The sequence below is a fragment of the Klebsiella sp. JN_Kp127 genome (assembly GCF_040062505.1).
Classification (GTDB): Bacteria; Pseudomonadota; Gammaproteobacteria; order Enterobacterales; family Enterobacteriaceae; genus Klebsiella; species Klebsiella quasipneumoniae.
The window spans coordinates 49,246-74,584 of record NZ_JBEAHS010000042.1 but is presented as its reverse complement, the minus strand read 5'-3'; the positions used below and the strand labels follow the sequence as shown (position 1 = coordinate 74,584).

Sequence of the window (25,339 nt, the reverse complement as noted above, 5' to 3'; positions counted from 1 at the left end):
ATGAATCCTGTTTATTCAGTTAGCGCCGCGACCGCAGTCGGGATCTGTTGTGGGGCGATGATTTTAACTTGCTTATGGCGGCCCAGCTCGCCTTTTTCAATCAGTACCTGGCTTTTGGCGACGCGGAACTGTTTGGCGAGAAATTTCACCAGATGGGCATTGGCCTGGCCATCAACGGGCGGGGCGGTAATGGCGACTTTGAGCTCGTCGCCATGCACGCCCACGATGCTGTCGCGGCTGGCCTTCGGCTGAATATACAGCCTCAGCACCAGCCCGTCAGCGCAGCTTTCAACGGCACTCATAGCGCCATCCACAGCCCCGGCAGCAGTACGTTACCGGTGGCCTGCAGCACCTCGGCGATACCCATATTGATCACGTACAGCAGCAGCACCAGCACCATCGGTGAGAAATCGATACCGCCCATCGACGGCAGCAGGTTGCGGATAGGGCGCAGCAGCGGGTCCGCCAGCTGCATCAGCACATACTCCACCGGGCTGCGTCCCTGGCTGACCCAGCTCATGATCGCCATCAGCAGGAGCACCCAGAAGATCAGCGAGCCGATGGTTTTCAGCAGAATAAGCAGAGCGGAGATCCAGATGATCGGCTGGAAGGTGATCACCATAAACAGTACGATCGCTTTGATGACGCAGAGGATGAATGCCACCAGCAGCGAGGCGCTGTCAATCGGCCCCATTGCCGGGATAATCCGGCGCAGCGGCCCGACAATCGGCTGCGTGGCCTTTACCACAAACTGCGAAAACGGGTTGTAAAAGTCGCAGCGCGCCCACTGCATCCAGACGCGTAACAACACGACCATCGTGTAAAGCTCAATGACCGTTGAAAGCAGGAAAGTCAACGTCTTCATGGCGTTCCTCAGATTCCTTATTATTTGCTGTAGTCGCGCGCACCAAAAATGGCCGTGCCGATGCGCACCATTGTGCTTCCCGCCGCGATAGCGGCTTCCATATCGTCCGACATTCCCAGAGACAACGTATCGACCGTGGGGTACCGCGTTTTTAACCGCGCAAATGCTACCGCCATTTGCTGGGCGACGGCAAACTGCCTTACATATTCTGACTCAGGCGCGGGGATCGCCATCAGGCCGCGCAGCTCCAGATGAGGTAACTCAGCGATCTCCGCCGCCAAGGCATCGAGCGCTTCCAGCGGGATGCCGGATTTACTCTGCTCATCGCTAATGTTGATTTGAATCAGTACCTTCAGCGGCGGTAAATGCGCCGGGCGCTGCTCGTTCAGGCGGGTGGCGATTTTCAACCGATCGACGGTGTGGCACCAGTCAAAATGTTCGGCCACCAGCCGGCTTTTGTTGGACTGCAGGGGGCCAATAAAGTGCCACTGCAGACCGCTGACGCCTGCCTGCTGGAAATGGTTAATCTTCTCCACGCCCTCCTGGACGTAGTTTTCACCAAATGCCCGCTGGCCTGCCGCGATGGCTTCTTCGATCGCGCTCGCAGGTTTCGTTTTACTCACTGCAAGCAATGTCACTTCTTCTGGCGCACGCCCGCAACGGGCGGCGGCACCGGAGATTTTGTCCCGGACCTGTGCCAGGTTATGCGCAATATCGTTCATATTCCGAGGATGAGTTATGAAGCTGGAAGAAATCGTAGCCCTTAGTGTAAAGCATAATGTCTCCGATCTACACCTGTGCAATTCCGCCGCACCGCGCTGGCGGCGGCAGGGCAAGCTGGAGGCCGCTCCCTTTCGCGCGCCGGATATCGCGGATTTACTCAACGACTGGCTCGATGCCGCACAGTTCCAGCACTGGCAGGAGCACGGCCAGATTGACTTTGCGCTGACTCTGGCCTGCGGTTCGCGGCTACGCGCCAGCGCTTTCGCCCATACGCGCGGAATATCGCTGGTGCTGCGTCTGCTGCCCGTCCAGTGCCCGCGTCTGGAGACGCTGGGCGCGCCGCCTGCGCTAAGCGAGCTGCTGGCGGAAGAGAGTGGCTTGCTGCTGGTCACCGGGGCGACGGGCAGCGGCAAGTCGACTACCCTGGCGGCGATGGTCGGGCATCTCAACCAGCATCTTGATGGCCATATTCTGACGCTGGAGGATCCGGTGGAGTTTATTCATCACAGCGAGCGCTGCCTGATCCAGCAGCGGGAGATTGGCCGTCACTGTCCTTCGTTCTCCGCGGCGCTTCGGGTGGCGCTGCGCCAGGATCCGGATGTGATCCTGCTTGGGGAGTTACGCGACAGCGAAACCATCCGCCTGGCGTTGACGGCTGCGGAAACCGGGCATCTGGTGATGGCGACATTACACACCCGCGGCGCGGCGCCGGCGGTGGAGAGATTGATCGATGTCTTTCCGGCAGAGGAGAAAGATCAGGTTCGGAGTCAGCTGGCCGGAAGCCTGTGCGCGGTGCTGGCGCAAAAATTATTACCCGCACGTCAGGGCGGCAGAGTTGCGCTATACGAGCTTCTGGTCAATACGCCGGCGGTGGCGAATTTGATCCGCGAAGGAAAAGTGCACCAGCTGCCCGGTGTAATGCAGACCGGGATGCAGGCCGGAATGCTGACATTTACCCAGAGTTTTCAGCAACGTGTGGCCACAGGCCAGCTGTAAGGGGGGCGTGAAGCGGGTTGGGTGGTTAAAATGATGTGTTAACTGAATGTTTAAATACTGTTTCTGGATATTATTTGATAATACAAATAATCTTTCTGAATAAATTCAAATAAGACATTCAGCTGAGATATTTCGACAGTGAATACGCATTTCCAGGAAAAAAGTTTGATTACCTTTTGACAGCTTTGCGGTATTCGATTTATGCTGTTTACGGGAATAGGATGATTCTCATGGAATAACGTTTCAATTTGTAAATTGCTAAGGCTATTTATAAATTCATGACTGATTGTATATTTTTTTATTCATTTAACCACCATGATGGTGGATAGCAGCTAAGGAGAGTTTTAAGTGATTAATTTAAATGGAAATTCATCATCTTCTCGTCAGGTTACATTTATTACCCACCCGTCAATTCAGAGTAAAGCCTTTGCCAGCTATCTCAGCGAAACCCTGATGGCACCGGTAGTTTTACAAAATATTAATAAACCGCTGGCGCAGCGACTGGCGAAAGACTCTGTAATATTATTTGATATCGCCGTTTCAAATAAGAAATTAAACGGGGTGTGGCGAGATATTATTCGGCTTCAGTCAGATAATCCCCGCTTGCTGATTATCAACAGCGCGCAAAAGTATGAGTTATACGAAATGGCGCAGTGGCCGGCTTTATATGGCGTGTTCCGCCATGACGATGATGAATCGCGCTTAATTGAGGGCGTCAAGGCCGTGCTGAACGGCGAACAGACGGCTGAATTGAGCGTGATGCACCCGGCGATGTACGCTGCGGACCATACATCGGCGCCGGTTGAAAACTCGCCGCTGACCGAACGAGAATGCGAGATCCTCAACGAACTGCGCTGCGGCGCGACCAACCTGGATATTGCCCGCGCGCTGTTTATCAGCGAGAACACGGTGCGGACGCACCTGTATAACGTGTTCCGTAAGCTGAGCGTTAAGAATCGCACCCAGGCGGTGAGCTGGGCTAACGAACATCTGCGCCACTAGGCGGGAGGATGTGCGCCGTTAGCGGTTCGCCGGCGGCGCAGAAGACAGAGCTTAAAAGCTCTGCTCGAAGTAGCTTTCCAGAATGACCACCGCAGAGGCCGAATCGACGCTGCCTTTATTTAGCGCCCGATAGCCGCCGTGTTCGAACAGGCCCGCCCGGGCCTCAACCGTACTCAGACGTTCATCGTGGAGAAGGATCGCGACGCCAAAGCGGCCATGAATTTTATTGGCGAAATTACGTGCGCGCGCCGTCAGCGGTTGCTCGGTGCCGTCCATATTCAGCGGCAGGCCGACGATCACCGCCTCAGGCTGCCACTCCTTAAGCAGTTTTTCGATGATATTCCAGTCCGGTTTACCGTCCTGCGCCTTCAGCGCCGGCAGTGGCCGGGCGGTGGCGGTGATGCGTTGCCCCACCGCCACACCGATGCTTTTCGTCCCGAAATCAAAGCCGAGAAAGGTTCCGCTCATCATGCATGCCCCGCGACGCCTGGCATCGTCACGATGTCGATGCCAATCAGTTTAGCCGCCTCGCGCCAGCGATCGGCGATGGGCGTACGGAAAAGAATATTCTGGTCCGCCGGGGCGGTGAGCCAGGCATTATCTAAAATCTCCTGCTCCAGCTGCCCTTTCTCCCACGAGGAGTAGCCCAGCGCAACCAGCACGTTGCCCGGCTGCCGGTCGGTGCCTAAGGTTTCGAGGACATCCCGCGAGGTGGTGATCACCGTGTTATCCGAGATACGGATGCTTGAGGAAAAGTCAGAGGGCGGGGTATGTAAAATAAAGCCGCGGTCTTCCGCCAGCGGGCCGCCCAGCATCACCGGTTTATCCAGGCGGATCTCCGGATTACGCGGCTCCGGGACAATTTTGAGCTTCTCAAGGATCCCTTCCACCTGCAGATTTTCCAGCGGCTTATTGATAATAATGCCCATGGCACCCTCGTCGTTATACTCGCAGATATAGACCACGGAGCGGCGGAAAATGGGGTCCTGAAGCGCAGGCATGGCAATCAGAAAGTGATGCTGTAAATTCATTGTCAGAGGTTCTGTTCCTGGTTCAAAAAGCAACACCCAGTATGCGGGCAAAGTAGAATGGTGTCGATGCACTTTATCTGGCAGGCGCCTGAGCGGCGCCTGGCTGGAAGGGTTTCACCAGCGCGGCGATCCGCGCTCGCTGTGCCCTGAGCGGACGTTCGTCCGCCGTAGTGCTTATCGGGCGAGACGTCTTTCAATAGCGTCCATCAGCATGCCGGTGATCGAAATATCCGGGAAGGCGGCTTCGATCTCACGTACGCAGGTGGGGCTGGTGACGTTAATCTCCGTCAGACGGTCGCCGATGATATCCAGGCCGACGAAGATAAGACCTTTGGCCTTCAGCGTCGGGCCGACGCGGCGGGCGATGTCCCAGTCGCTTTCGGTTAGCGGGCGAGCTTCGCCGCGTCCGCCGGCGGCCAGATTGCCGCGGGTCTCGCCGCCCTGCGGAATGCGCGCCAGGCAGTAAGGCACCGGCTCGCCATCCACCACCAGCACGCGCTTGTCGCCATCTTTAATGGCTGGCAGATAGTTCTGCGCCATGCAGTAGCGGCTGCCCAGCTCGGTCAGCGTCTCGGCGATCACCCCAAGGTTCGGATCGCCGGCTTTGACGCGAAAAATAGAGGCGCCGCCCATGCCGTCGAGCGGCTTCATGATGATATCGCCGTGCTTTTCCCAGAAGGCTTTCAGCTGGGCTTTATTGCGGGTGACCAGCGTTTCCGGGGTCAGCTCGGAGAACCAGGCGGTGAACAGCTTCTCGTTACAGTCGCGCAGGCTCTGCGGCTTGTTGACGATAAGCGTGCCTTTCTCTTCCGCTCGCTCCAGAATATAGGTCGCATAAATAAATTCGGTATCAAACGGCGGATCCTTACGCATCAGAATGACGTCAAGATCCGCCAGCGGCAGGTCCTGTTCGCCGGTGAAGTCATACCATTTGTCGTAGTTCTGTTCGACGCTCAGCGTGCGCGTCCGGGCGCGGGCTTCGCCGTTGATCAAATAGAGGTCGTTCATCTCCATATAATGGAGTTCATAGCCGCGACGCTGCGCCTCCAGCAACATAGCGAAGCTGGTGTCTTTCTTGATGTTGATGGTTGCGATGGGATCCATCACGATGCCGAGCTTGATCATGGTTCTTCTCCGTTAACGCCTCAACCTAAGTCGCCAAAACGCACCTGCAGGGCGGTGATGGCGGTGAGCGCAGTAGTCTCTGTACGCAGAACGCGCGGTCCCAACAGGATATCAGTAAACTGGTATTTCGCGGTCATCGCTATCTCTTCAGCCGAGAGCCCGCCTTCCGGGCCAATCAGCAGACGGACGCGTTCAACCGGCAGCGGCAGCGTGTTAATGCTGGCGCTGGCGCGCGGGTGCAGGTTGAGCTTCAGCCCGCTGTCCTGCTCGGCGCACCACTCCTCCAGCTGCATCGCCGGACGAATTTCCGGTACCACGTTACGACCGCTCTGTTCGCAGGCGGCAATAGCGATTTTCTGCCACTGCTGGATCTTTTTCTGCAAACGTTCAGCGTCCAGTTTAACGCCGCAGCGCTCGGAAAACAGTGGCGTTATGAGGCTTACCCCGAGTTCAATCGATTTCTGGATGGTGAATTCCATTTTTTCGCCGCGGGACATCACCTGGCCTAAATGGATATGCAGCGGCGATTCCCGATCGTCGGGTTCGCCACTGAGGACTTCAACCGCGACGTTTTTCTTACCGGCCTCGGTGATGACGGCGTCAAACACCTGGTTACTGCCGTCGAAGAGCTGAAGGTGCTGACCAGCGGTCATGCGCAGGACGCGGCCGACGTGGTTGGCCGCGTCATCGCTCAACGCGATCAGGCTGCCGACAATGAGGCGTTCTGGATGATGGATGCGAGGAATGCGCATGCTTGATATTCCGTTCTTTGCGCAGATGCCAGCTTCCCGCCATTGGGCGGGAAGCACAGGGCTGCAAATTAACAATTGCCGCTAGTGTAGGTTAGCTCTTTTGCGCCTGGCAAGCCTGCAGGACATACGGATTATGGTTGCCCTGTACTTTCGCGATGCGTTCATCGCGTTCACACTCCCAGGCGGTGACCGGGTACTGTTTATTCCAGGCGGTAAACAGCTGAGTTTGCTGGCGGGAAAGATTCAGCTGGTAGCGGTCGCGCATATAGAAGTAGGTGCGGGCGATGGCGCCGCGTGCGCGGGCAGGGGGCTCGGCGATTTTATCTTTAAAATCGACCTTCATGGTGCACTGGCCGTACTGGCCTTCACCGCCGTTCCACTGGCTGTACATAAAGTTGCCGCGATCGCCATTCACTTCTCCCACCGCCGGCTGCAGATTGTGCATGTCGCTTTCCATCTTGCGGTACTCCGGATCTTTGGCGCAGTTTTTACGTCCGCCCTCCTGCCAGCACTGGCGCTGATGGCCGAACTGCCACGCCGGCACCACGTGTTCCCACTCAACCCGGCTGGCGCGGTTCTCATTTTTACGCACTTTATAGCCGCAAGATTCCAGATCGATAACGCCTTTTTTACCCTGCCAGTCAATTTTACAGCCGCAGTAAAAGTCGCCGGGAACGTCGGCGTTTACTTTGACGCCAGCGGCCTTGGCCTGGGAAAAGCTGGTAATTTCGGCGGCCGCAAGCGGGCCACTCACTGCCGTGCACAATACTGCAACGGCTAAAACATGCATACGGGACATCGTTCACTCCGTGTCAAAACGAGCCCGCAACGTAGCGAATGAGGGTGCCGGATGCAATCAGTCAGATCAGAAAGTTTCTAATTAATTCCAATGCTTATTTTTCAGCCACCAGCAGATCGCCGCAGTGCACGCAGCGGTAAGTGGCTTTGCCGCGCACCACCCGGTTATGGCGACGAACGGTGAGCTGATGCTGCTGGCAGCGGCAGCGGTAGGGGAAGGTATTCTGGCGGACCGAATCAAGTTCAAAACGGTGGGTGCGACGCGCGGGAACGCCCAGGACGCTCTCCATCATCCATTTCCACTCTTTGCCGTGCGGGGCTACCCGGCCAAAGTGTTGCCACACCAGCAGGTGCGCCAGCTCATGGGGCACCACTTCATCGATAAACTCCTGCTGATTCTCCAGCAGCAGCACCGGGTTTAAACGAATTTCGTTTTTCTCCAGCCAGGCGGTGCCGGCGGAGGTACCGCGCTGCTGGTAGACCAGCGTCGGCTCCGCGTAGCGGCGTTCCAGCTTGAGGTTCGCTTTGGCGAGATGCTCCCGCAGGCTGCGCATCACGGCCTGCTGAATAGCGATGGGAATACGGGGTGTTTTCATAGCGCCAGAGGATAGTGCGGCGGAGGGGGGAGAGCAAGAGGAAGCTTCCTCCCGTGAGGGGAGGAAGCTCAGGCGGGTTAATCGCGGGCGCCGATCTCGCGCAGCGGACGACCCTGCATCAGGTTGCGTTCGATATGTTCCAGCGAGACGTTTTTGGTTTCCGGGATCAGCCACAGCGTCAGCAGGATAAACAGCACGTTCAGACCGCCGTACACCCAGAAGGTGTTGGCGCTGCCCAGCGAATTGAGCATGGTCAGGAAGGTAGCCCCGACAATCATGTTGGCAATCCAGTTGGTCGCTGTGGAGCAGGTGATACCGAAGTCGCGGCCTTTCAGCGGCTGGATTTCGGAACACAGTACCCAAATCAGCGGGCCGGCGCTCATGGCGAAACCGACGATAAACATCAGCAGCATCAGGACGGCGATGTACTGGGCGGTTGAGGAGTGAATGCCGATGTGCATCATGCTGCCCAGCACGCCCATCCCCGCGGCCATGACGATAAAGCCAAGGATCAGCGTCGGTTTACGGCCCCAGCGGTCGACCAGACCGATGGCGATAAAGGTAGCCAGCACGTTAGTCAGGCCGACGATCACCGTCCCCCACATCTGCTCGGTGGTGTTGGCATAGCCCGCCAGCTCAAAGATCTTCGGCGCGTAGTACATGATAACGTTCATCCCGGTGAACTGCTGCATCACCTGCAGCAGAATGCCGAGGAACACCGCGCGGCGGAAGTTGCTGTTGTCTTTAAACAGCGACCAGCCGGACTGTTTTACCTTCAGGCTTTCGCGGATCTCGTCGAGTTCGCGTTTCGCTTCGGCGCTGGTATCGCGCAGGCGCAGCAGCACGCGCTCGGCATCGACAAAGCGACGTTTAGCGGCGAACCAGCGCGGGCTGTCCGGCAGGAAGATAACGCCGATCAGCAGCAATACCGCCGGAATAATGATTACGCCGAGCATCCAGCGCCATGCGCCGCTGTAGCTGAAAGCGGTGTCGGAGAGGTAGGCGCCAAGAATACCGATGGTGATCATCAGCTGGTACATGGAAATCATACTGCCGCGAATTTTCTCCGGAGCGATTTCCGACAGATACAGCGGCGCGGTGTAGGAGGCGACGCCCACCGCCAGGCCCAGCAGCACGCGGGAAACCAGCAGGATCTCGACGTTTGGCGCGGCGGCGGAGAACAGAGAGCCGGCGACGAAGAGGATGGCGCCGATCATCAGGCTCTTTTTACGGCCCAGTTTGAAGGAGAGCCAGCCGCTGCCGACCGCACCGACGGCGGCGCCGAACATCATGGAGCTGACCACCCACTCCTGAGTGTGAGCGGAAATCTGGAACTCATTGGCAATAAAGGGTAAGGCACCCGCAATAACACCGATATCAAGGCCGAACAGCAGGCCAGCCAGCGCGGCGAGGAAACAGACGAAGAACGTCATGGTCTTGTTTGAACGCCCTTGTTTTTTGTTGTCAGGCATAACGCCCTCCAGTTGAGTTATTGATTCTGTCGATGGTTAGCGTAGGACACTCGTCGGTAAAAAAACGTGATTATAGTCACGGCTGTGTAATCGTTTCCACAAAGGTAAAGAAACGTAATTCATTAAATGCTTTTTAAATCAGCAATATAAATAAGGATAGACGACAATTTTAAAAACGGTAATCAGAGTTAACCGAAACAATATGTAACATTGTGAAAAATGCACGCATGAGAAGGCGCTTGCAGGCAGCAATCGACCATTGTCATGATGTAATCGCTTTCATTGCATCGCCGCGGTTCGCTGAAGCAGGGCATGGGAGGGTGGGTAACGGACATAAAAAGGCCAGCGCGAGGCTGGCCTTGAAGAGTGGAAGCGGGGGAGATTATTTCAGACCAGCCGCTTCGCGCAGCAAGGCCGCTTTGTCGGTTTTTTCCCATGGGAAATGTTCGCGACCAAAGTGACCGTAGGCAGCGGTTTCTTTGTAGATCGGGTGCAGCAGATCCAGCATCTGAATCAGGCCGTACGGACGCAGGTCGAAGAACTCGCGCACCAGCAGGGTCAGCTGTTCAGAAGGCACTTTTTCTGTACCAAAGGTTTCCACCATGATGGAAGTCGGCTCTGCAACGCCGATGGCGTAGGAAACCTGAATTTCGCAACGGTCAGCCAGGCCTGCGGCAACGATGTTTTTCGCCACATAGCGCGCCGCATAGGCTGCGGAACGGTCAACTTTAGATGGATCCTTACCGGAGAAGGCGCCGCCGCCGTGACGAGCCATGCCGCCGTAGGTATCGACGATGATCTTACGACCGGTCAGACCGCAGTCGCCCATCGGGCCGCCGATAACGAAACGGCCGGTTGGGTTGATGAAGAATTTAGTGGACGCGCTCAGCCATTCGGTTGGCAGAATCGGTTTGATGATCTCTTCCATCACCGCTTCCTGCAGCGATTTCTGGTCGATATCTTCCGCGTGCTGCGTGGACAGCACCACCGCGTCGATGCCGACGATTTTGCCGTCGTCATACTGGAAGGTCACCTGGCTTTTCGCATCCGGACGCAGCCACGGCAGGGTGCCGTTTTTACGTACTTCAGCCTGGCGCTGCACCAGACGGTGAGCGTAGGTCACCGGCGCCGGCATCAGCACGTCGGTTTCGTTGGTGGCGTAGCCAAACATCAGCCCCTGGTCGCCTGCGCCCTGTTCCAGCGGATCGGCACGGTCAACGCCCTGGTTGATGTCCGGAGACTGTTTACCAATGGCGCTCAGTACGGCACACGAGTTGGCGTCAAAGCCCATATCGGAATGCACGTAGCCAATTTCGCGGACGGTGTTGCGGGTGATCTCTTCAATGTCAACCCATGCGCTGGTGGTGATTTCGCCGCCTACCAGCACCATGCCAGTTTTGACATAGGTTTCACATGCGACACGCGCTTTCGGATCCTGCTCGAGGATCGCATCCAGCACGGCATCGGAGATTTGGTCAGCAATTTTGTCAGGATGCCCTTCTGATACGGACTCAGACGTAAAAAGGTGTTTTGCCATATTTTATTTCACCTGTGGACGATTCGGATAGCTCATACTGTTGTGTAATGTGGCTTTGGTGGATAATCAGCGCAAAGCCGCGCAGGTAGCGACACGAGCAGTCTGAGTGTTAATCAGTATAGACGGATTAACTTCTGGACGGCTATTTTAGGTCAAATCTTAAGCCCATTTCCAGCCTTTTTTGATGGCGGTCGCATTTATCGGAAAACTCGCCTGGCAAATTTTCCTGACAACCGCGCAAACCTGCACATTTTTATTTTGCTTTTTACCCCGCTTCTCGGTATAAAACGCCGCGCGCGGCTCATTAAAAAAGCGCACGGGGATCTCCCCGTGGTGCCACTTCCAGCCGGGTTAAGCAGTCTGTATTTACAGAATCTCGCAACGGCATAGCGCCTGTTGCCCGGTATGTATAGCTTTGGCTTGTCGCCGACCCTGACCCAGGGCGGTGTGGAGGTGATACCAGATAATGAACCAACGTTTTTCGCTTGATTCGTCGCGTCGTTCTGTCGCGCGTCAGCACTCCGCAACCTGCATCTCTCTCATGCAAACCAGCCGATGTTCACCCCATCTCGGCGCTTCTCAGGATTCCAGGGCCGGTCGGTCGTCAGAAAACTGAACAAGGGCGCTCTTGCCTGGCAAGAGTTTTCTCGTGGTTTCTCCGGACTGTCATACTCTGTTCGGCTACGTGTTTTACGATGATATGAATAAGAAACCGGTCGCGCAGTCGCAAAACCAGCAGATAGTGCTGGGCTTTAGGACTGTTCATGGGTTGTTATCGCATCTTTGGACTGCGATAGTAGTTAACTGTCTTACACTTATTATTAAAAATTGAGGTTCGCTATGTCTGACGACATGTCTATGGTTTCGCCTTCGTCAGCAGGCGAACACGGTGTACTACGTTCCATGCAGGAGGTAGCGATGAGCTCCCAGGAAGCCAGCAAGATGCTGCGTACTTATAATATTGCCTGGTGGGGCAATAACTATTATGACGTCAACGAACTGGGCCACATCAGCGTTTGCCCGGATCCGGACGTCCCAGAAGCGCGCGTTGACCTCGCTGAATTAGTCAAAGCGCGCGAAGCGCAAGGGCAACGCTTGCCGGCGCTGTTCTGCTTCCCGCAGATCCTGCAGCACCGCCTGCGCTCAATCAACGCCGCATTCAAGCGCGCGCGCGAATCCTACGGCTATAACGGCGATTACTTCCTGGTCTACCCGATCAAGGTGAACCAGCATCGTCGCGTCATCGAATCGCTGATCCATTCCGGCGAGCCGCTGGGTCTGGAAGCCGGTTCGAAAGCGGAACTGATGGCCGTGCTGGCGCACGCCGGGATGACCCGCAGCGTCATCGTCTGTAACGGCTATAAAGACCGCGAATACATCCGCCTGGCGCTGGTGGGCGAGAAGATGGGCCACAAGGTCTATCTGGTCATCGAGAAGATGTCAGAGATCGCCATCGTGCTGGAAGAGGCCGAGCGCCTGAACGTGGTGCCGCGCCTTGGCGTGCGCGCGCGTCTGGCCTCGCAGGGGTCCGGTAAATGGCAGTCTTCCGGCGGCGAGAAGTCCAAGTTCGGCCTCGCGGCGACCCAGGTTCTGCAGTTGGTGGAGATCCTGCGTGCCGCAGGACACCTCGACAGCCTGCAGCTGCTGCACTTCCACCTCGGCTCGCAAATGGCTAACATTCGCGATATCGCCACCGGCGTGCGTGAATCGGCGCGTTTCTACGTCGAGTTGCATAAGCTGGGCGTCAATATCCAGTGCTTCGACGTCGGCGGCGGCCTGGGCGTGGATTACGAAGGCACCCGCTCGCAGTCTGACTGCTCGGTGAACTACGGCCTGAACGAATACGCTAACAATATCATCTGGGCCATCGGCGATGCCTGTGAAGAGAACGGCCTGCCGCACCCGACGGTGATCACCGAGTCCGGCCGCGCGGTGACCGCGCACCACACCGTGCTGGTTTCCAACATCATCGGCGTGGAGCGCAACGAATACACCGAGGCGACCCCGCCGGCGGAAGACGCCGCGCGCCCGCTGCAGAGCATGTGGGAAACCTGGCTGGAGATGCACGAAACCGGCAATCGCCGCTCGCTGCGCGAATGGCTGCACGACAGCCAGATGGACCTGCACGATATCCATATCGGCTACTCCTCCGGCACTTTCAACCTGCAGGAGCGCGCCTGGGCAGAACAGCTGTATCTGAACATGTGTCATGAAGTGCAGAAGCAACTCGACCCGAGCAACCGCGCCCATCGCCCGATTATTGATGAGCTGCAGGAGCGCATGGCGGATAAAATCTACGTCAACTTCTCGCTGTTCCAGTCGATGCCGGATGCGTGGGGGATCGATCAGCTGTTCCCGGTGATGCCGCTGGAAGGGCTGAACAAGTCGCCTGAGCGCCGCGCGGTGCTGCTGGACATCACCTGCGACTCGGATGGCGCCATCGATCACTACGTGGACGGCGACGGGATCGCCACCACCATGCCGATGCCGGAATATGACCCGGAGAACCCGCCGATGCTGGGCTTCTTTATGGTCGGCGCCTATCAGGAAATCCTTGGCAACATGCACAACCTGTTCGGCGATACCGAGGCGGTAGACGTGTTCGTCTTCCCTGACGGCAGCGTTGAGGTTGAGCTGTCTGACGAGGGCGATACCGTGGCGGATATGCTGCAGTACGTGCAGCTGGATCCCAACACGCTGCTGACCCAGTTCCGCGATCAGGTGAAAAACACCGGCCTGGACGACGCGCTGCAGCAGCAGTTCCTCGAAGAGTTCGAGGCGGGTCTGTACGGGTACACTTATCTGGAAGACGAGTAACCGCTGATGCCCGGTGGCGCTGCGCTTACCGGGCCTGCGTATGTCGGCCGCCTAAGGCGAAGCCGTCATCCGGCAGAAGGCGATACTCACTTGAACCCGTATGCATTACCGGCGATAATTCACGCCAATAAGCGATTTATCTATCAAACCCTTCCTCGTCGGGCCTAACGACGCGGAGGGGTTTTTTTATACTTATTTTTTACGTTCCACGACTGTGAAAAGAGGTCATATCCATGAGCACTTTAGGTCATCAATACGATAACTCCCTGGTATCCAATGCCTTTGGCTTCCTGCGTCTGCCGATGAATTTCATGCCCTACGACAGCGATGCTGACTGGGTGATCACCGGCGTCCCGTTCGATATGGCGACCTCCGGGCGCGCGGGCGGCCGTCATGGCCCGGCGGCGATCCGTCAGGTTTCCACCAATCTCGCCTGGGAGCACAACCGTTTTCCGTGGAACTTCGACATGCGCGAACGCCTGAACGTGGTTGACTGCGGGGATCTGGTGTACGCCTTCGGCGACGCGCGCGAAATGAGCGAGAAGCTGCAGGCCCACGCCGAGAAGCTGCTGGCGGCCGGCAAGCGCATGCTCTCCTTTGGCGGCGACCACTTCGTTACGCTGCCGCTGCTGCGCGCCCACGCCAAGCACTTCGGTAAAATGGCGCTGGTGCACTTCGATGCCCACACCGACACTTACGCCAACGGCTGCGAGTTCGACCACGGCACCATGTTCTACACCGCGCCGAACGAAGGGCTCATCGATCCGAACCACTCCGTACAGATCGGTATTCGCACCGAATTCGATAAAGATAACGGTTTCACCGTGCTTGATGCGGGCCAGGTTAACGACCGCAGCGTCGATGACGTGATTGCCCAGGTGAAGCAGATCGTTGGCGATATGCCGGTGTACCTGACCTTTGATATCGACTGCCTGGATCCGGCGTTTGCGCCAGGAACCGGTACCCCGGTTATCGGTGGGCTCACCTCTGACCGCGCGATCAAGCTGGTGCGCGGTCTGAAGGATCTGAACATCGTCGGGATGGACGTGGTGGAGGTCGCCCCGGCCTACGATCAGTCCGAAATCACCGCCCTGGCGGCGGCGACCCTCGCGCTGGAGATGCTGTACATCCAGGCGGCGAAGAAGGGCGAATAACCCGAGGTCACCCCAACCCTCTCCCTTCCGGGGAGAGGGTACCGCACGGCACAGGGGGTTAATCAAGGCGCCGGACGGTTGCTCCTGCGGGCCGGGAGAGGGCCGACCCGCAGGAGAGGGTTCATCACGTGCTTAAAACACGTTAAATGGATATTCGACGTAGAACCGCACTTCATTACCGCTGACGTTATAGTCGCTGGCGTTGCTGGAAACCCGCAGTACCGAATAGCGAAGCCTGAATTTCAAATCTTTCGCCGCCCCGTTTTGCACCTGGTATTGAACCTGGTTAAACCATTCATGTTCTTTGCCGTTGCTGGTCTCTGACGTTTTAATGTTATCCCCGCGCACGTAGGCGGTGGTCCAGGTCAGCCCCGGTAGCCCCAGCCCGGCAAAATCCAGTCCATACGATGCCTGCCAGGAGCGTTCATCTTCCCCGTTAAAATCAGACCAGTAGGAGTTGGCCAGCCAGATGGTGTTCCCGCCATCGCCGACGCCGCCCTGGTTCTGGTAGCCGCCGTAGTGGTAGCCGGTGCTGCCGCTGCTTTGCTGGTAAGCGACCTTAAAGGTATGGATATCCCAGATGTAGCTGGCGGCCAGGCTCCAGATACTGTTGCTGCGTCCGGTGTCATTGGCATCGGCATATTGCTGATCCAGGCGTGAGTGATAGCCGTTGAAGTCGAGAACCAGCTGTTGGTTGGCGGCGAACGGCTGCTGATAGTTCAGGCCGAGATACTGTTTGTTCAGCACATCTTCGACATGCGACGCGTACAGCGCGCCGCTGAGCTGGTCGTTGAACCGGTAGCTGGCGCCGCCGAAGGACAGGCTTTTCAGACCGCTGTTATGGCTGTCGTCGCTTTTACGCTGCTGATCGGTCAGGTAGCCGGCATTAATTTCCAGACCGTCGATTTCGCGTGAGGTCAGCATGGTGCCGGTATAGCTCTCGTACAGCAGACGTGAATCATCGGCGTAGACGATGGGCAACATCGGGCGCTGACTGCCGTAGCTGAGCACGGTATTCGAAAAGCGCATTTTGCCGGTGGCGCCGAATTTCGCGAGGTCGGATTTTGCCCGGCCGTCGTCATCCTGGGCGAAAAAGTCGATCCCGCCCGCGCCGCTGCGGCCGCGGCCGCCGTCGAGGCGCACGGCGTACTGGGCGATGCCGTCCACGCCGAAGCCGACCGGTCCCTCGGTAAAGCCGGATTCGAAGGTGGCGATAATTCCCTGGCCCCATTCGGCTTTATCCGGCAGCCCATCGCGATAATCGCGTTTGATATACGCGTTACGTAAAAAGAGATCCAGATGGCTGTCTTCAATAAAGCCCTGGCTGGTAGATTGTTGGCTGGCGAAAGCCGGCGCGGCGGCAATAATGCCAAGTGCGATGAATGATAATTCTTTTTTCACTGAGGGCACTTCTCTGTCTGTCGATATATTCAAGGGAATCACTGCAATCGCGATATTCTCCTGAAATAATGTCAAAAGCAATCATTGTGTGAGCAATGGTATCGGCAGGAAACAAGCGGTGTGGCGCATGCTGGCCAGGTTTGGCGAAGAGGGGTGGACTATTTAATATTTGGTCTAACCCGGCTCTGAAAGGCGGATTGTGTACGCCGTTTTTCATTTGCCAAATAATATTTTGCTGAGTGACAGCATATAAAATAATTGGCTGCGACGAGGTGAAATAATAATTAACGGTTTGTGCGCTTAAGTTATCAATTGATGCGGCTAAATATTTTTACTGGCAGATATAAAAGGGAGGCAGTCATGCCTCCCGCTGGCGATTATTTAATCCCGTCGGCCTTCATGCGATCGCGAATATGCTGGGCGCGCGCTTCTGAGGCCGGGTGATCGTCAAACATCGAGCTCTGACGGCCGGCTTCCAGCTTGGCCAGTTTCTCGAAGCTGGTGGCCAGTCCCGACGGATTGATGCCGCGCTTACGCAGCAGGTCGTAAGAGTAGTCGTCCGCTTCCGATTCCTGGCGCTGGGAGAACTGCGAGTTCACCAGTTTTTCACCCAGATCGCCGAGCTGCGACTGGGACAAGCTGCCGACGATGCCGCCGGCGGAGGCCGCCGCCGCGCGCACGGCGTTGGTGCCCAGGGCGACCTGCATGCCTTTCTTCACATGGCCCAGCGCGACGTGGCCCATTTCATGGCCGATCACCGCCTCGACTTCATTATCGTTCATCAGATCCATCAGCCCGCTGTAGACGCGGATGCAGCCGTTAGCCATGGCGAAGGCGTTGACATCCTTGGTCTCATAGACCTTGTAGTTCACGGGCTGACCATTGATGTTATCGCCCAGCGCGGCCGCGATTTTGTTCAGCCGCTGGCTGTATTCACTGCTGGCCGGGGCGATTTTCGCTTTGGCGTCCATCTCTTTACAGGCCTGGTCGCTTAAGGTTTTCACCTGCGCGTCGCTGAGGGAGTATGCCTGGAAGGCTTCGGCCCCTGAGCTGAGCAGACCGTTGGAGTCCATGTTCTGACATCCGGTGAGCGTTGCTGCGATCCCAAGAGCAAGTACGGTTGAGCGAATTTTCATTTTTTATCTTCCACAATCTTATGGTTGTTTATCCGACAATACGGCGACGGCAGGGAACCGTATTCTGCGTAAATTATAAAGAGTATCGCAGGATGCGGGCGAGCGGATTCCGGCGTAGCACAACCTGTTCCAGAGATTTCTTAAAGGGCAAAAGGATGCTCCATGTACATGACTTGTCGCTTGGGTTACATTGTTCACACTTTTTTCCGGCGTAGCCCAAAACGCGCTCTCGTCAAGTCGTTAAGGGCATGGCCTTCAACAGTCCGAACTGGAGTCAAAATGTCCTCACGTAAAGAGCTTGCTAACGCTATTCGTGCGCTGAGCATGGACGCTGTACAGAAAGCCAAATCCGGCCACCCGGGTGCCCCGATGGGTATGGCTGACATTGCCGAAGTGCTGTGGCGTGATTTCCTGAACCATAACCCGAACAATCCGGCCTGGGCTGACCGTGACCGTTTTGTACTGTCCAATGGCCATGGTTCGATGCTGATTTACAGCCTGCTGCACCTCACTGGCTACGATCTGCCGATTGAAGAGCTGAAAAACTTCCGCCAGCTGCACTCCAAAACGCCGGGCCACCCGGAAGTCGGCTACACCGCGGGCGTGGAAACCACCACCGGTCCGCTGGGCCAGGGTATCGCTAACGCGGTCGGGATGGCTATCGCCGAGAAAACTCTGGCGGCGCAGTTCAACCGTCCGGGCCACGACATCGTCGACCACTACACCTACGCCTTCATGGGCGACGGCTGCATGATGGAAGGCATTTCTCACGAAGTGTGCTCCCTGGCCGGTACCCTGAAGCTGGGCAAACTGGTGGCCTTCTATGATGACAACGGCATCTCCATCGACGGCCACGTTGAAGGCTGGTTCACCGACGATACCGCCAAACGCTTTGAAGCCTACGGCTGGCACGTGGTGCGCGGCGTTGACGGTCACGACGCTGACGCCATCAAACGCGCAGTAGAAGAAGCGCGCGCGGTCACCGACAAACCGTCCCTGCTGATGTGTAAAACCATCATCGGCTTCGGTTCGCCGAACAAAGCCGGTACCCATGACTCCCACGGCGCGCCGCTGGGCGACGCCGAAATCGCCCTGACCCGCGAAGCGCTGGGCTGGAAACACGCGCCGTTTGACATCCCGTCTGACATCTATGCGCAGTGGGATGCCAAAGAAGCCGGTCAGGCGAAAGAAGCGGCATGGAATGAGAAGTTCGCTGCCTACGCCAAAGCCTTCCCGCAGGAAGCAGCCGAATTCACCCGTCGTATGAAAGGCGAGATGCCGTCTGACTTCGACGCGAAAGCCAACGAGTTCATCGCGAAGCTGCAGGCCAACCCGGCGAAAATCGCCAGCCGTAAAGCCTCTCAGAACGCCATCGAAGCTTTCGGTCCGCTGCTGCCGGAATTCCTCGGCGGTTCCGCTGACCTGGCGCCGTCCAACCTGACCCTGTGGTCTGGTTCTAAGCCGATCAACGAAGACACCGCGGGTAACTACATTCACTACGGCGTGCGTGAGTTCGGTATGACCGCTATCGCCAACGGTATCGCGCTGCACGGCGGCTTCCTGCCGTACACCTCCACCTTCCTGATGTTCGTGGAATACGCGCGTAACGCGGTACGTATGGCCGCGCTGATGAAACAGCGTCAGGTGATGGTCTACACCCACGACTCCATCGGTCTGGGCGAAGATGGCCCGACTCACCAGCCGGTAGAGCAGGTGGCTTCCCTGCGCGTAACGCCGAACATGTCCACCTGGCGTCCGTGTGACCAGGTTGAATCCGCGATTGCATGGAAATATGGCGTCGAGCGTCAGGACGGCCCGACCGCGCTGATCCTCTCCCGTCAGAACCTGGCGCAGCAGGAGCGTACCGAAGAGCAGCTGGCGAACGTGGCCCGCGGCGGTTACGTGCTGAAAGATTGCGCCGGCCAGCCGGAGCTGATCTTCATCGCCACCGGTTCCGAAGTGGAGCTGGCGGTGGCCGCGTGGGACAAACTGACCGCCGAAGGCGTGAAGGCGCGCGTGGTCTCCATGCCGTCCACCGACGCGTTCGACAAGCAGGATGCGGCCTACCGTGAATCCGTACTGCCGAAAGCCGTGACCGCGCGCGTTGCCGTGGAAGCGGGTATTGCTGATTACTGGTTCAAATACGTTGGCCTGAACGGGGCGATCGTTGGCATGACCACCTTCGGTGAGTCTGCGCCGGCTGAGCAGCTGTTCGAAGAGTTCGGCTTCACCGTCGACAACGTGGTCGCTAAAGCGAAAGCGCTGCTGTAATTGCGGTTACGGTGCGGGCTGATGCCCGCCCCCCAACCCTCTCCCACAGGAGAGGGTGCAAACGCCAAAAACGGTAACCCCTGGGTTACCGTTTTGCTTTTACCTCGCCACCCGGCTTTTTTGTATCTGCTATTCCTGAACCATGTAATACGGTTGTAAATTATTCCAGCGAAAATGTGATGTGAGTCATATAGCTGGTTTATTGCGCTGGACAAACATTCCTTTTATTCCTCGTTTGGCTTATTCTAGCTGAAGCGTTTCAGTCGTTTAAATGTTCGACAATTAATCAATCAGTCGCAGTTTGCAGCTGGTAAGGTTTCCCTCAGAGCGTAGCTGGATTACTCTGTCAGCCACCTCATAACAGGGACAGCCTTGCAGGAGATCTATGACCATTCGCATCGCGATTAATGGCTTCGGTCGTATTGGACGCAACGTGGTTCGTGCGCTATATGAATCCGGGCGCCGTGCGGAAATCACCGTGGTGGCTATCAATGAGCTGGCGGATGCTGCGGGCATCGCGCATTTGTTGAAATATGACACCAGCCATGGCCGTTTCGCCTGGGATGTTCGTCAGGAGCGCGAGCAGCTGTTTGTTGGCGATGATGCCATCCGTCTGCTGCACGAGCCGACCATTGCGGCGCTGCCCTGGCGCGAGCTGGCGGTAGACGTGGTGCTCGACTGCACCGGCGTTTACGGGAGCCGTGAACACGGTGAGGCGCACCTGCAGGCTGGGGCGAAGAAAGTGCTCTTCTCCCATCCCGGCGGCAACGACCTCGACGCGACGGTGGTGTACGGCGTCAATCAGGATGAACTCCGCGCCGAGCATCGCATTGTCTCCAACGCCTCCTGCACCACCAACTGCATTATTCCGATCATTAAACTGTTAGATGATGCCTATGGCATCGAGTCCGGCACCGTCACCACCATTCACTCGGCGATGCATGACCAGCAGGTGATTGACGCCTACCATCCGGATCTCCGGCGTACCCGCGCGGCCAGCCAGTCGATCATTCCGGTGGATACCAAACTGGCGGCAGGGATCACCCGTATTTTCCCGCAGTTTAATGACCGTTTTGAAGCGATTGCCGTGCGGGTGCCGACGATAAACGTGACGGCAATTGACCTGAGCGTGACGGTCAAAAAACCGGTAAAAGCATGTGAAGTCAACCAGTTGCTGCAAAAAGCAGCACAAGGTGCATTTCATGGTATAGTTGACTATACGGAATTACCGTTGGTCTCAACAGATTTTAACCACGATCCGCACAGCGCCATCGTCGATGGCACGCAAACCCGGGTCAGTGGCGCGCATCTGATCAAAACGCTGGTCTGGTGCGATAACGAATGGGGCTTTGCTAACCGAATGCTCGACACGACGTTAGCGATGGCGGCTATTGGTTTCAGGTTCGACGCGTAAACGTCGACAAAACTTTATGAATCAACGAGAGGATTCACCATGTCTGTAATTAAGATGACCGATCTGGATCTGGCTGGTAAACGCGTTTTTATCCGTGCGGATCTGAACGTACCAGTTAAAGACGGGAAAGTAACCAGCGACGCACGTATCCGTGCCTCTCTGCCGACCATTGAACTGGCGCTGAAGCAGGGCGCGAAAGTCATGGTTACTTCTCACCTGGGTCGTCCGACCGAAGGCGAGTACAACGAAGAATTCTCTCTGCTGCCGGTTGTTAATTACCTGAAAGACAAACTGTCCAGCCCGGTACGTCTGGTTAAAGACTACCTGGACGGCGTGGAAGTCGCTGCCGGCGAGCTGGTGGTGCTGGAAAACGTTCGCTTCAACAAAGGCGAGAAAAAAGACGACGAAGCGCTGTCCAAAAAATACGCCGCGCTGTGCGACGTGTTCGTGATGGACGCTTTCGGTACCGCGCACCGCGCGCAGGCTTCCACCCACGGTATCGGCAAATTTGCTGACGTGGCGTGCGCAGGCCCGCTGCTGGCCGCTGAACTGGACGCGCTGGGTAAAGCGCTGAAAGAGCCGGCTCGTCCGATGGTCGCTATCGTCGGTGGTTCTAAAGTATCCACCAAACTGACCGTGCTGGATTCCCTGTCTAAAATCGCTGACCAGCTGATCGTCGGCGGCGGTATCGCCAACACCTTCGTTGCCGCTCAGGGCCACAACGTCGGTAAATCCCTGTACGAAGCGGATCTGGTTGATGAAGCCAAGCGCCTGCTGAGCACCTGCGATATCCCGGTTCCGACTGACGTTCGCGTCGCGACCGAGTTCTCCGAAACCGCAACGGCGACTCTGAAATCTGTTAACGACATTAAAGATGACGAGCAGATTCTGGACCTCGGCGACGTTTCCGCACAGAAACTGGCTGACATCCTGAAAAACGCCAAAACCATCCTGTGGAACGGCCCGGTTGGCGTATTCGAATTCCCGAACTTCCGTAAAGGGACTGAAATCGTGGCTAACGCTATCGCGGACAGCGAAGGTTTCTCCATCGCCGGCGGCGGCGACACCCTGGCAGCGATCGACCTGTTCGGCATCGCTGACAAAATTTCCTACATCTCCACTGGCGGCGGCGCGTTCCTTGAATTCGTCGAAGGCAAAGTCCTGCCGGCAGTAGCGATGCTCGAAGAGCGCGCTAAGCAGTAATTCAGTTCAGGCGGGGAAACCCGCCTGTTTTTCAGCGCGCTTAAGGGCTCGCGAACCTTCTTCAACGGTCGAAGATACAGATACAGGACTAAGTAACATGTCTAAAATTTTTGATTTCGTAAAACCGGGCGTCATCACTGGCGACGACGTTCAGAAAGTGTTCCAGGTAGCGAAAGAAAACAACTTTGCACTGCCGGCGGTAAACTGCGTAGGTACTGACTCCATCAACGCCGTTCTGGAAGCTGCTGCGAAAGTTCGCTCTCCGGTTATCGTTCAGTTCTCTAACGGCGGCGCGGCGTTCATCGCAGGTAAAGGCGTGAAAACTGACGTTCCTCAGGGTGCTGCTATCCTCGGCGCTATCTCTGGCGCGCACCACGTGCACCAGATGGCTGAGCACTACGGCGTGCCGGTTATCCTGCACACTGACCACTGCGCGAAGAAACTGCTGCCGTGGATCGACGGCCTGCTGGACGCGGGTGAAAAACACTTCGCCGCTACCGGCAAACCGCTGTTCTCTTCTCACATGATCGACCTGTCTGAAGAGTCTCTGCACGAAAACATCGAAATCTGCTCTAAATACCTGGCGCGCATGGCCAAAATGGACATGACCCTGGAAATCGAACTGGGTTGCACCGGTGGCGAAGAAGACGGCGTGGACAACAGCCACATGGACGCTTCCGCCCTGTACACCCAGCCGGAAGACGTGGATTACGCGTATACCGAGCTGAGCAAAATCAGCCCGCGCTTCACCATCGCCGCTTCCTTCGGTAACGTACACGGCGTGTACAAACCGGGTAACGTCGTTCTGACCCCGACTATCCTGCGCGACTCTCAGGAATATGTTTCCAAGAAACACAACCTGCCGCACAACAGCCTGAACTTCGTCTTCCACGGCGGTTCCGGTTCTTCCGCTCAGGAAATCAAAGACTCCGTCAGCTACGGCGTAGTGAAAATGAACATCGATACCGACACCCAATGGGCAACCTGGGACGGTATCCTGCAGTACTACAAAACTAACGAAGCTTACCTGCAGGGCCAGCTGGGCAACCCGAAAGGCGAAGACCAGCCGAACAAGAAATACTACGATCCGCGCGTATGGCTGCGTGCTGCACAGACTTCCATGGTGACTCGTCTGGAGCAGGCATTTAAAGAGCTGAACGCGATCGACGTTCTGTAAGAAAAATCTGTTTCTTACCCTGAAGCCCGCAGCAATGCGGGCTTTTTTATTAGCTTAACAACAGGATAGCGCGGCAGAAAACTGTGATCCATTTGGCAAAACGTGCACTTATTGTTTACCCTATAACCTGACTGCCCTGTCGCAGGCTGAGTTATTTACTTCCCCCTGGGGGATTCATAAGGAATGTTAAATGGAAGATTTGAACGTTGTCGATAGCATCAACCACGCCGGGACGTGGCTGGCACGCAACCAGGAGCTGCTGCTGAGCTATGCCGTCAACATCGTCGCGGCTATCGCTATCCTGATCGTCGGGATGATCGTGGCGCGCGTCGTCTCTAACACCGTCAACCGCCTGATGCTGGCGCGTAAAATTGACGCCACCGTTGCCGATTTCCTCTCCGCGCTGGTGCGCTATGCGGTTATCGCCTTTACGCTGATTGCCGCCCTGGGCCGCGTGGGCGTGCAGACCGCCTCGGTCATTGCGGTGCTGGGCGCCGCGGGTTTAGCCGTCGGTCTGGCGCTGCAGGGGTCACTGTCTAACCTCGCGGCTGGCGTACTGCTGGTGATGTTCCGCCCGTTCCGCGCCGGTGAATATGTCGATCTCGGCGGCATTGCGGGTACCGTACAGAATGTGCAGATTTTCTCCACGACCCTGCGCACCGTCGATGGCAAAATCGTGGTGGTGCCGAACGGCAAAATTATCGCCGGCAACATCATTAACTTCTCCCGCGAACCGGTGCGCCGCAATGAGTTTATTATCGGCGTCTCTTACGATGCCGATATCGACAAGGTGAAGCAGCTCCTGACCTCGATTATCGAATCTGACGATCGTATTCTGCGCGATCGGGAAATGACGGTGCGCCTGAACGAACTCGGCGCCTCGTCGGTGAACTACGTGGTGCGCGTGTGGAGCAAAAGTAGCGATCTGCAAAACGTCTACTGGGATATCCTCGAGCGCATCAAGCGTGAATTTGACGCCAATGGCATCAGCTTCCCTTATCCGCAGATGGATGTTCATGTGGTGCGCCTGCCGGAAAAAGCCGAGTAAACCACCACTCAGTGACTCAGGCCGGCCATGCCGGCCTTTTTTAATGGCTCATTATTAGCTTCGCTTATTAATGATTAATACTTTCAATTTCCGCTAATAATTTATTCGCGTTATAGTCAGCGCCACTCTCGAAGACAGCGGAAAAATCCTCATGTTTACCTATTACTTTCAGGGCCTTGCCCTGGGAGCGGCAATGATTTTGCCGCTTGGCCCACAAAATGCTTTCGTGATGAACCAGGGCATCCGTCGTCAGTATCACCTGATGATTGCCTTGCTGTGCGCCGTCAGCGACTTGCTGCTGATCTGCGCCGGCATTTTTGGCGGCAGCGCGCTGCTGATGCAGTCCCCCTGGCTACTGGCGCTCGTGACCTGGGGCGGCGTGGCCTTTTTACTGTGGTACGGCTTTGGCGCGCTGAAGACGGCGTTCAGTCAGAATCTTGAGCTCGCCAGCGCCGAGGCGATGCAGCAGGGGCGCTGGAAAATCATTATCACTATGCTGGCGGTCACCTGGCTGAATCCGCACGTTTATCTGGATACGTTTGTGGTGCTGGGCAGCCTGGGAGGCCAGCTGGCGGTGGAGCCGAAGCGCTGGTTTGCGCTGGGAACCATTAGCGCCTCTTTCCTGTGGTTCTTTGGTCTGGCGCTGTTGGCCGCCTGGCTGGCGCCGCGGCTGCGTACCGCCAGAGCCCAGCGGATCATCAACATTGTGGTCGGCGCCGTCATGTGGTTTATTGCGTTTCAGCTGGCAAAAGAGGGCGTCGTCCATATCCAGGCGTTGCTCAACTAAGCGTTGTCCGATGGACTTTCCTGCTGTACGCGCT

General features: G+C 56.8%; 25 protein-coding genes. 11 read left to right on the top strand and 14 right to left on the bottom strand.

Annotation, left to right across the window (positions count from 1 at the left end):
- Positions 1 to 11: 11 nt before the first annotated feature.
- From yggU to ABLV04_RS16270, 3 genes are read right to left on the bottom strand one after another with little or no spacing between them, the layout of a single operon-like run.
- Positions 12 to 302, bottom strand: coding sequence for a DUF167 family protein YggU (gene yggU / locus ABLV04_RS16280; RefSeq protein ID WP_004205183.1), 291 nt, complete (start codon positions 300 to 302; stop codon positions 12 to 14).
- Positions 299 to 865 (bottom strand): YggT family protein, encoded by a 567-nt coding sequence (locus ABLV04_RS16275; protein WP_002916613.1) that lies wholly within the window; start codon positions 863 to 865, stop codon positions 299 to 301. Before ABLV04_RS16275 ends, yggU begins: the two co-directional genes overlap by 4 nt.
- Positions 866 to 885: 20 nt before the next feature.
- Positions 886 to 1,587 (bottom strand): YggS family pyridoxal phosphate-dependent enzyme, encoded by a 702-nt coding sequence (locus ABLV04_RS16270; protein WP_004205181.1) that lies wholly within the window; start codon positions 1,585 to 1,587, stop codon positions 886 to 888.
- 16 nt (positions 1,588 to 1,603) lie between these two features.
- On the opposite strand from ABLV04_RS16270, the gene ABLV04_RS16265 reads away from it, so the two are divergent.
- Both ABLV04_RS16265 and ABLV04_RS16260 read left to right on the top strand, forming a co-directional pair.
- Positions 1,604 to 2,584 carry a type IV pilus twitching motility protein PilT gene (locus tag ABLV04_RS16265; RefSeq protein WP_147733517.1) on the top strand — a complete coding sequence of 327 codons (981 nt, stop codon included), beginning with the start codon at positions 1,604 to 1,606 and terminating at the stop codon, positions 2,582 to 2,584.
- Positions 2,585 to 2,932: 348 nt separating this feature from the next.
- On the top strand, positions 2,933 to 3,586 hold the full coding sequence (locus ABLV04_RS16260; protein ID WP_032454048.1) for a LuxR C-terminal-related transcriptional regulator: 654 nt from the start codon (positions 2,933 to 2,935) through the stop codon (positions 3,584 to 3,586).
- 51 nt (positions 3,587 to 3,637) lie between these two features.
- Here ABLV04_RS16260 and ruvX read toward each other — a convergent pair whose 3' ends face one another.
- From ruvX to ABLV04_RS16215, 9 genes are all read right to left on the bottom strand, one after another.
- The gene (gene ruvX / locus ABLV04_RS16255; protein ID WP_004205178.1) at positions 3,638 to 4,054 is read right to left on the bottom strand and encodes a Holliday junction resolvase RuvX; all 417 of its coding nucleotides are present in this window, start codon (positions 4,052 to 4,054) and stop codon (positions 3,638 to 3,640) included.
- Entirely contained in the window at positions 4,054 to 4,617 is a 564-nt protein-coding gene (locus ABLV04_RS16250) for a YqgE/AlgH family protein (protein WP_002916603.1), read from the bottom strand. Before ABLV04_RS16250 ends, ruvX begins: the two co-directional genes overlap by 1 nt.
- A 174-nt stretch (positions 4,618 to 4,791) precedes the next feature.
- Positions 4,792 to 5,742: a glutathione synthase gene (gene gshB / locus ABLV04_RS16245; RefSeq protein WP_004205176.1), complete on the bottom strand. Its 951-nt coding sequence runs from the start codon at positions 5,740 to 5,742 to the stop codon at positions 4,792 to 4,794.
- A gap of 20 nt (positions 5,743 to 5,762) precedes the next feature.
- Positions 5,763 to 6,494, bottom strand: a complete 732-nt coding sequence (gene rsmE, locus ABLV04_RS16240; protein WP_023290991.1) for a 16S rRNA (uracil(1498)-N(3))-methyltransferase — start codon at positions 6,492 to 6,494, stop codon at positions 5,763 to 5,765.
- 91 nt (positions 6,495 to 6,585) lie between these two features.
- Entirely contained in the window at positions 6,586 to 7,293 is a 708-nt protein-coding gene (endA, locus tag ABLV04_RS16235; RefSeq protein WP_032454045.1) for a deoxyribonuclease I, read from the bottom strand.
- Positions 7,294 to 7,387: 94 nt separating this feature from the next.
- Positions 7,388 to 7,888, bottom strand: a complete 501-nt coding sequence (locus ABLV04_RS16230) for a SprT family zinc-dependent metalloprotease (protein WP_072413557.1) — start codon at positions 7,886 to 7,888, stop codon at positions 7,388 to 7,390.
- 77 nt (positions 7,889 to 7,965) lie between these two features.
- Entirely contained in the window at positions 7,966 to 9,360 is a 1,395-nt protein-coding gene (locus ABLV04_RS16225; RefSeq protein ID WP_004205171.1) for a sugar porter family MFS transporter, read from the bottom strand.
- Positions 9,361 to 9,742: 382 nt separating this feature from the next.
- Positions 9,743 to 10,897 (bottom strand): methionine adenosyltransferase, encoded by a 1,155-nt coding sequence (gene metK, locus ABLV04_RS16220; RefSeq protein WP_004205170.1) that lies wholly within the window; start codon positions 10,895 to 10,897, stop codon positions 9,743 to 9,745.
- Between the two features lie 159 nt (positions 10,898 to 11,056).
- The gene (locus ABLV04_RS16215) at positions 11,057 to 11,215 is read right to left on the bottom strand and encodes a hypothetical protein (protein ID WP_032428987.1); all 159 of its coding nucleotides are present in this window, start codon (positions 11,213 to 11,215) and stop codon (positions 11,057 to 11,059) included.
- 382 nt (positions 11,216 to 11,597) lie between these two features.
- Here ABLV04_RS16215 and yqgB point away from each other — a divergent pair, with 382 nt between their 5' ends.
- The 3 genes from yqgB to speB all read left to right on the top strand — a co-directional run bounded on the left by yqgB (position 11,598) and on the right by speB (position 14,868).
- Positions 11,598 to 11,729, top strand: a complete 132-nt coding sequence (gene yqgB / locus ABLV04_RS16210) for an acid stress response protein YqgB (RefSeq protein WP_002916578.1) — start codon at positions 11,598 to 11,600, stop codon at positions 11,727 to 11,729.
- 8 nt (positions 11,730 to 11,737) lie between these two features.
- Positions 11,738 to 13,714: a biosynthetic arginine decarboxylase gene (gene speA / locus ABLV04_RS16205; protein WP_004205167.1), complete on the top strand. Its 1,977-nt coding sequence runs from the start codon at positions 11,738 to 11,740 to the stop codon at positions 13,712 to 13,714.
- Between the two features lie 233 nt (positions 13,715 to 13,947).
- The gene (speB, locus tag ABLV04_RS16200; protein ID WP_004205166.1) at positions 13,948 to 14,868 is read left to right on the top strand and encodes an agmatinase; all 921 of its coding nucleotides are present in this window, start codon (positions 13,948 to 13,950) and stop codon (positions 14,866 to 14,868) included.
- 132 nt (positions 14,869 to 15,000) lie between these two features.
- Here the strand turns inward: speB and ABLV04_RS16195 are convergent, their stop codons facing one another.
- Entirely contained in the window at positions 15,001 to 16,269 is a 1,269-nt protein-coding gene (locus ABLV04_RS16195) for an OprD family outer membrane porin (RefSeq protein ID WP_023290988.1), read from the bottom strand.
- A gap of 377 nt (positions 16,270 to 16,646) precedes the next feature.
- A complete protein-coding gene (locus ABLV04_RS16190) occupies positions 16,647 to 17,405 on the bottom strand; it encodes a M48 family metallopeptidase (protein ID WP_017899781.1) in 759 nt (252 codons plus the stop codon).
- Between the two features lie 279 nt (positions 17,406 to 17,684).
- On the opposite strand from ABLV04_RS16190, the gene tkt reads away from it, so the two are divergent.
- From tkt to argO, 6 genes are all read left to right on the top strand, one after another.
- Entirely contained in the window at positions 17,685 to 19,676 is a 1,992-nt protein-coding gene (tkt, locus tag ABLV04_RS16185) for a transketolase (RefSeq protein ID WP_044524697.1), read from the top strand.
- A gap of 385 nt (positions 19,677 to 20,061) precedes the next feature.
- Positions 20,062 to 21,090, top strand: a complete 1,029-nt coding sequence (gene epd / locus ABLV04_RS16180; protein WP_004205289.1) for an erythrose-4-phosphate dehydrogenase — start codon at positions 20,062 to 20,064, stop codon at positions 21,088 to 21,090.
- Positions 21,091 to 21,129: 39 nt separating this feature from the next.
- Entirely contained in the window at positions 21,130 to 22,293 is a 1,164-nt protein-coding gene (gene pgk, locus ABLV04_RS16175) for a phosphoglycerate kinase (protein WP_023290986.1), read from the top strand.
- A 97-nt stretch (positions 22,294 to 22,390) separates the two neighbouring features.
- The gene (gene fbaA / locus ABLV04_RS16170) at positions 22,391 to 23,470 is read left to right on the top strand and encodes a class II fructose-bisphosphate aldolase (protein ID WP_008806452.1); all 1,080 of its coding nucleotides are present in this window, start codon (positions 22,391 to 22,393) and stop codon (positions 23,468 to 23,470) included.
- Positions 23,471 to 23,660: 190 nt separating this feature from the next.
- Positions 23,661 to 24,518: a small-conductance mechanosensitive channel MscS gene (locus ABLV04_RS16165; RefSeq protein ID WP_147733519.1), complete on the top strand. Its 858-nt coding sequence runs from the start codon at positions 23,661 to 23,663 to the stop codon at positions 24,516 to 24,518.
- A 151-nt stretch (positions 24,519 to 24,669) separates the two neighbouring features.
- Complete coding sequence (argO, locus tag ABLV04_RS16160) at positions 24,670 to 25,305, top strand: arginine exporter ArgO (protein ID WP_101991994.1); 636 nt, start codon at positions 24,670 to 24,672, stop codon at positions 25,303 to 25,305.
- The last annotated feature ends 34 nt before the right edge of the window (positions 25,306 to 25,339 follow it).